The organism is Microcystis sp. LE19-10.1B (genome assembly GCF_027530565.1).
Classification (GTDB): Bacteria; Cyanobacteriota; Cyanobacteriia; order Cyanobacteriales; family Microcystaceae; genus Microcystis; species Microcystis aeruginosa.
Window position 1 is genome coordinate 1 of sequence record NZ_JAPZQM010000733.1, and the last position, 6,607, is coordinate 6,607.

Below are 6,607 nucleotides of genomic sequence, written 5' to 3' on the forward strand. Positions count from 1 at the left end.
GTAGGGTTTTACCGATTTTGAGGTAGTCAGTTACCTAATTTTCAGGGAAAAAGTACCTGAATTTTACCCCCGATCCCTCCAATGGTCGGCACTTTTTGAGGAAAAAAAAGTCTAAAAGCCTTATCCAACAAGGTTTTTAGATTTATTCAGCAAGCCCTAGGTAGAATTCCAAGGGATACGGAAATTTGGCAATATCCAAAGGATAAAAAACTGGTTATTGTTACGAAAGATGCGGACTTTTCTGATAGACTAATGCTAGATTTTTCCCCACCCAAAGTAGTACATCTCCGTTTTGGCAATATACGAAAACGCTAATTTCATCAGTTTTTAGCTCGTATTTGGCCACAGATTGAAGCTTTGGTCATTGAACATAAATTAGTTAATGTCTATTTAGATAGAATTGAAGCATTTAGATAATTTTTCCTAACATTCATTGCGATATCGCTAAGGTGGGTAATGCCTGCCTTACTCTAGGGAAAGTCCAGTAATAATATCTTCTGGGGGAATCCCAGCTTGAATTAAATTGGTTGTTAATCCTTCTTCAAGATTATCATCTTCAATGACAATTTTATTTTTCAATAAACGAGCGTGAAATAAAATTGTATTAATCCATGCTTCTTTTTCCCAACCAGTCATAATTATTAAAAAGTTGCCTGATTCTGGATCACAAACTGGGGTAATTTTAAGGTTTTGTAATCGAGGTTGCATCGCCGATTCTTTTCTGATAACTTGAGTCAGAATATCGGCATAATTTACTGTGTTATCCATTCGACAATTATCTCCTTTTGAGGATTATAAATAATTAAATTGATTCTATTACGTTTAATAACCAGTTGGAAAATAGCTTTTTTGAAGTGTTTTAAATAAACCGCTTCACTAATGCCCAAAAAAAGTTTTCTTTCAGGTTCTTGTGAATCTAAAGCCCATTGGTATAATTGAAGTTGTCCTCTTGTTTTTTCTAATTCACTGATAACTGAAGGCGTATCAAAGTCTTTGATTTCTACAGCAATTTTACGATCTTCTTTTTCCGCAGCAAAAAAATTTTCTGCTCCTAAATCAGCTTTAAGCAAGGTTTTTTCTAAGGTTATAATTAAAGGATCATCAGTGATTTTCCAACCTTCTTTTTCTAAAGTATGACGTAATGATAAATGTAGATCGTCTCGTCTGGACATCCTTATAAACCCTGCTTAAGAGGTTCGTTTACTATTTTACTACAGTTCGCCCTAATTCGGATTTATTATGACTGAAAAAGCGGTAAGGTGGGCAATGGCCACCCTACTATTTCTATTTTCGCTTGGTCAGGCTAGAGACTAACCCTAATCCTCCTAATCCTAACAAGGCAACAACAGAACTCAGTGCAGATCTGGTAGGGTGCGTTCCCTCATGCAAGTCCTACCGCTGCAGCGATCAATTTTGGGGAACGCACCATGATCATTGATTCAAGTAAATGATAATAATCTAAAAACGTCTAGGCACAGCGACGGACGGGAGTGCGATCGCTTATGATCGAGTTGTAAATTTTTGTTACGAAGTGCAGTCAGATTGAACAATTGGTGTTGCATCCTTGGGGAAAGCTGATGTTATTTCGGCTGATTGTCAGGAATCCACAAAACGGGGTGATATGCGGAAACTTTCGGGGTTCTTCTAGGTTTTGTGTGATAAGTTTAACTTACATAGGATCGATCAATCTTTGTGTCCTCTGTGTCTTTGTGGTTCCTTCCATTCCCTCACTAAGGCGAATATATCTCAGAATACATTTTACCCACCAAATCCAAGAGAGCCGAAATCTCCATAAACTTCATTTAAAGTCCATCTGTCTAACCAATCACTGTACCAAACCGAGAGTTAGACTAATAATATCATTCAAGGTTGATGATAACGGTTCAGTGCAATCGCCCATCGACTCGGTCTGGGTTGACGCAACCTATCTTCAATAGGCTAGGTTGACGGCCAACGGTTGACCCGCTATCAGTTCTTCCAGCCTGTAAATTTAAAATAAGCAGTTGGTCAAAGCAGATCAATTACCGGTAAAACATTAAGGAAGGTAAATTTTCTTTGTGGGGGGAGGGCAATGTCCAAGCTTTTGCCAACACTTCCAGATGGCAAGGTCTGTGATTTCATAGACCAGAAAACCCGTAATGATACGCCCGAAGAATATGTTCGCCAGAACATCGAGCGTCGATTGGTGCTGGAATTGGGCTATTTGCCAGAACAGATCGAGGTTGAGTATCCAATTAAGCAGGGTAGTAAGACTGTTCGAGTGGATCTGGCTATTTTCCGTGAGGGGGATCAACACAATCAGGAAAATATTTGGATCATTATTGAGTGCAAAAAAGACTCAGTACCACCCTCAGCCAGTAAAGACGGAGTTGAGCAGCTTCGGTCATACATGGCGACTTGTGATAACTCTGAGTGGGGGATGTGGACAAATGGTAGGAAAAAGACCGTCTTGCGTCGAATTAGGACAGAGGAAGGCATTGAGTATGAAGAGCCTAATGATATTCCTTCTAAGAATGGTAATGTTGAGGAAGTTGATCGCCCAACTCGTGAGTCACTAAAGAATGCAGTTGGTGATAATTTACTGTTTTCTTTTAAGATTTGCCACGATCATATTTATGTAACGGATGGGCTACAAAAACAACCTGCTTTTTTTGAGCTTTTAAAGGTTATTTTTTGCAAGATTCATGATGAGCGTAATTTTCCTAATCCTTTAGAATTTTATGCAACAGCGAAAGAGAAAAAGAGTAATGATGGTCGGTTAACTGTTTTTAATCGCATTAGCAAGATTTTTAGCGCAGTTAAAAAGCAATACCCTGCTATTTTTGATGCTAATGATGAAATTAAACTTCAACCTCGTTCTTTAGCTTATATTATCGGTGAGCTTCAACGCTATAGCTTTCTGAGTACAAATATTGATGTTAAAGGGAAAGCCTATGAAGAACTGGTTGGCGCAAATTTAAGGGGCGATCGTGGTGAATTTTTCACACCTCGAAATGTGCAAAAAATGACTATTCGTATGCTGGAGCCGAAAGTCACTGATAAGATTCTCGATCAATCCTGTGGCACAGGTGGCTTTTTGGTAATTGCAATGAATGAGGTAATCAAAAAGTTAGAACTACAAGCAGGAGTAACTGAGCAGTCAGATCCTTGGATGCAAAATGCACTCAATTCTAAAATTCAAGAAACAGCTAAAATTAATTTCTTTGGAATTGATATTAATCCAGATTTAGTCAAAGCGACCAAGATGAATATGGTGATGAACAATGACGGCTCTGGAAATATTCTTAGACAAGATTCTCTGTTACATCCTCATCAATGGGAAGATAGTTTTCGCAAGCAATTTGCCACGGCTTTAGCTATCGATCCAAAAACTTTACGCGGTGAGAAAGATCTGGGTCATTTTGATGTAATTGCAACCAATCCCCCCTTTGGTTCAAAGTTACCAATTAAGGATGAAGAAACCTTAAAACAATATCAGCTTGCCCATGTTTGGAAAGAAACTGAGTCTGGTTGGGAACCGACAGAACAACTTCAGGGTTCTGCATCACCTGAGATCTTGTTTATTGAACGATGCTGGCAATTTTTGAAACCAGGGGGACGGATGGGAATCATTTTACCTGATGCAATTTTGGGCGCTCCTGGGTTACTTTATGTGCGTTATTGGTTAATTAAGCATTGCCGAATTGTTGCTTCGATTGACCTACATCCTGATACTTTTCAGCCTCACAATGGGACGCAAACTTCGGTTTTGATTCTTCAGAAAAAGACTGAAAAGGAAATCGCTCAAGGAACAATGTCTGATTATGAAATCTTTATGGCACAGGTGAAGGCGATCGGACATGACAAACGGGGTAACATCACCTACAGACGTAATGAGGAAGGGGAAGAGATACTGGTTCCAACTAATCCAGAGTCAATCCCTTTGATCGAGCGAACGGCAACGGGTGAAGGTGTGGCTAGACCGCTACCTCGTCAAAAGGTTGAGGATGATGATACGGATTTGGTAGCTAATGAGTTTATTGAGTGGAAGAAAAAGGTGGTACTAGGATGGTAACTTACGCTTTTAAATCTGATTACACGCCAGAGATACCTGATGATGAGTCGGAGAAACTATCGACGACGATCAAACTCAGTGAAGTCCTGGCTGCTGGTGTGCGTCTAGAGGCTTCTGCTTTTAGCATTGAGGCTCATAATGCAGTTACAGCTTTGACAAATAGTGATTTACCTCTTATTCCGCTTTATGGCAAGGAAGGTCTTTGTCAGGAAGCTCTTGATGGCTTTCGTTTCAAGCGAATTTATGTAGATGCTGAACACGGTTTTCCATTTCTTTCTGGCTCAGAGATTATTAGTTTACGCCCTAGAGTAGAAAATTATTTAAGTTGTAAGCAGACTAAAGGCTTAGATAAATTAATAATCCAAAAGTGGGACATACTAATTTCTTCTTATGGAACTGTAGGTAATATCAGTCTAGCCACTGAAATATTTGCAGGTAAAGCCCTCTCAGAAAATGCTATTCGCCTCAGAGCTAATGATCCTGATACAGCAGGTTATATAGCTGTGTTTTTGCGTAGTCGCTATGGTCGCCCTCAGTTAACTCAAACATCTTGTGGTTCAGTTGTTAGTTATATAAAACCAGAACATCTTGGAAAAGTTTTAATCCCTGATTTACAACCAATTCGCCGGATTGAAATTGGTCGCTTGATGTGTAAAGCGGGAGAACTGCGTGATGAAGCAAATCATTTGTTAGATGAAGCCGATCGCCTTCTCCATGAACGTTTAAACCTACCCTATCTCAAAGATATTACTCCGCGTGGTAGTGCATCTTTTACGACTACGATCAAAGCTTCTCAACTCATGGGACGATTAGAAGCAAGTTTTCACAATCCCGAAGCGATCGCTGCTGAAAAACAACTAGCTCAGTTACCTGTTGAAATTACTAAAATTGGCGATCAGCGAATTACTAAAGAAGTTAGAGCAATTACAAAGTTTAGAGAACGCACTTATGTTGACAAAGGTGGTATTCCTATGCTTAGTAGTAAACAACTTTTTCAAGTCGATCCAATCGATGTTAAACGACTTGCCAAGGGCGCACATACCAAAGATTTACCTGAAATTCAACTAGAAGAAAACATGATCGCTGTTACTCGTTCTGGCACGATTGGGAAAGTACAGATTATTCCTAAATACATGGCAGCATGGACAGCTAGTGAAGATGCAACTCGGATTCTAGCATCTGATGATATTAATGCAGGTTATCTTTATGCTTGGTTAGCCTCAGATTATGGTTATTGCCTAATAACACGACAATCTTATGGTTCAGTTATTGTTCATATAGATCGAGAAATGCTTGCTTCTGTCCATATTCCATTACCTGAACCAAAGATTAGAAATGAAATTGGCGATCTAGTTCTCAAAGCTAACCAACTACGCGATCAAGCTTGGCGCAGTGAACAAGAAGCGATCTCTAAATTAGAAAAACTGATTTCTTCTAAATCAAATACACCTATGAATAATCAAACACCTATCGAAAGCTTCTCTTTCGCAAATATTAAATTTGACTATAATGCAGAACCAATCTGGGAATTAGCCGCCCGACTTTCTGCCAAAATCCCCAATGAAGAATGGGCAAAACTACCAAAAGACTTAGCCCAAAACTTTGACCATTATCAACAGCAACAGGATAGTTAGTGAGAGTCGTTTTCGCCGATACAGGTTATTGGGTTGCCCTTCTTAACCCCAGTGATAATTTGCATAAAAAAGCTGTTCAGCTATCAAAAACATTGCATCCCGTCTATATTGTCACCAGTGAAGCCGTCCTTATCGAAGTCTTAAACGACTTTTCTAAACGTGGTGAGTATTTCCGTGACTTAGCCATAGAGCTAACTCAAAATTTGCGTTCTAACCCCAATGTTCGTATTGTTCCCCAAACCAGTGAGCAATTTGAACAAGGATTAAGACTATATCAACAGCGTAAAGACAAAGCATGGAGTCATACAGATTGCGTATCTTTCAAAATAATGGAAGAAAATGGAATCAGAGAAGCACTCGCTTATGACAAACATTTTGCCCAAGCAGGATTCACCGCTCTGATGCGGAATTGTCGGGTATGAGTTCGGAAGTAACGCCCGATTTTAGCAGAGAGTTTCGCCTTAAAAATCCCAACTTAGTAGATTTAGAAAAATGAGATGCAGCCTTCGTTTAACTGAATATATCGGATATAATCAAAGACAGGTCATTGAACGTTAAAGAAATACCGTGAACATCAGCCTAGATCTACCTTCAGAGCTAGAGAATGAGTTATCTACAAAATCCTCCTAAAACAGGGCTGGAGCTAGTTGCTTATTGGGAAAGCGTTGGGTTTATTGGCTCCCGACCTGATATTATCGATAGTTAGGAGCAGTCAAGCAAATTGCGCCATGAAGCTGAAACCCGTGAGCAGGCTTAGGTAGGGTTTGCTGAATAAATCTAAAAACCTTGTTGGATAAGGCTTTTAGACTTTTTTTCCCTGAAAAAGTGCCTACCATTGGAGTGATTGGGGGGAAAATTTAGGGATTTTTTCCCTGAAAATTAGGTAATTGACCACCTGAAAATGGGTAAAACCCCACAC

General features: G+C 39.5%; 6 protein-coding genes. 4 read left to right on the forward strand and 2 right to left on the reverse strand.

The window, feature by feature from the left end:
• Positions 1-183: 183 nt before the first annotated feature.
• On the forward strand, positions 184-315 hold the full coding sequence (locus tag O9332_RS26310) for a DUF5615 family PIN-like protein (RefSeq protein WP_256378285.1): 132 nt from the start codon (positions 184-186) through the stop codon (positions 313-315).
• Between the two features lie 150 nt (positions 316-465).
• Here the strand turns inward: O9332_RS26310 and O9332_RS26315 are convergent, their stop codons facing one another.
• Both O9332_RS26315 and O9332_RS26320 read right to left on the reverse strand, forming a co-directional pair.
• Positions 466-768: an element excision factor XisI family protein gene (locus O9332_RS26315; protein WP_002757393.1), complete on the reverse strand. Its 303-nt coding sequence runs from the start codon at positions 766-768 to the stop codon at positions 466-468.
• Complete coding sequence (locus O9332_RS26320) at positions 753-1,172, reverse strand: XisH family protein (protein WP_288028000.1); 420 nt, start codon at positions 1,170-1,172, stop codon at positions 753-755. The genes O9332_RS26315 and O9332_RS26320 overlap by 16 nt, the downstream gene beginning before the upstream one ends.
• Before the next feature lie 899 nt (positions 1,173-2,071).
• Between O9332_RS26320 and O9332_RS26325 the strand changes: the two genes are divergently transcribed.
• From O9332_RS26325 to O9332_RS26335, 3 genes are read left to right on the forward strand one after another with little or no spacing between them, the layout of a single operon-like run.
• A complete protein-coding gene (locus O9332_RS26325) occupies positions 2,072-4,054 on the forward strand; it encodes a type I restriction-modification system subunit M (RefSeq protein ID WP_288028002.1) in 1,983 nt (660 codons plus the stop codon).
• A complete protein-coding gene (locus O9332_RS26330; protein WP_288028004.1) occupies positions 4,024-5,688 on the forward strand; it encodes a restriction endonuclease subunit S in 1,665 nt (554 codons plus the stop codon). Before O9332_RS26325 ends, O9332_RS26330 begins: the two co-directional genes overlap by 31 nt.
• On the forward strand, positions 5,688-6,110 hold the full coding sequence (locus O9332_RS26335) for a type II toxin-antitoxin system VapC family toxin (RefSeq protein WP_002757383.1): 423 nt from the start codon (positions 5,688-5,690) through the stop codon (positions 6,108-6,110). The genes O9332_RS26330 and O9332_RS26335 overlap by 1 nt, the downstream gene beginning before the upstream one ends.
• The last annotated feature ends 497 nt before the right edge of the window (positions 6,111-6,607 follow it).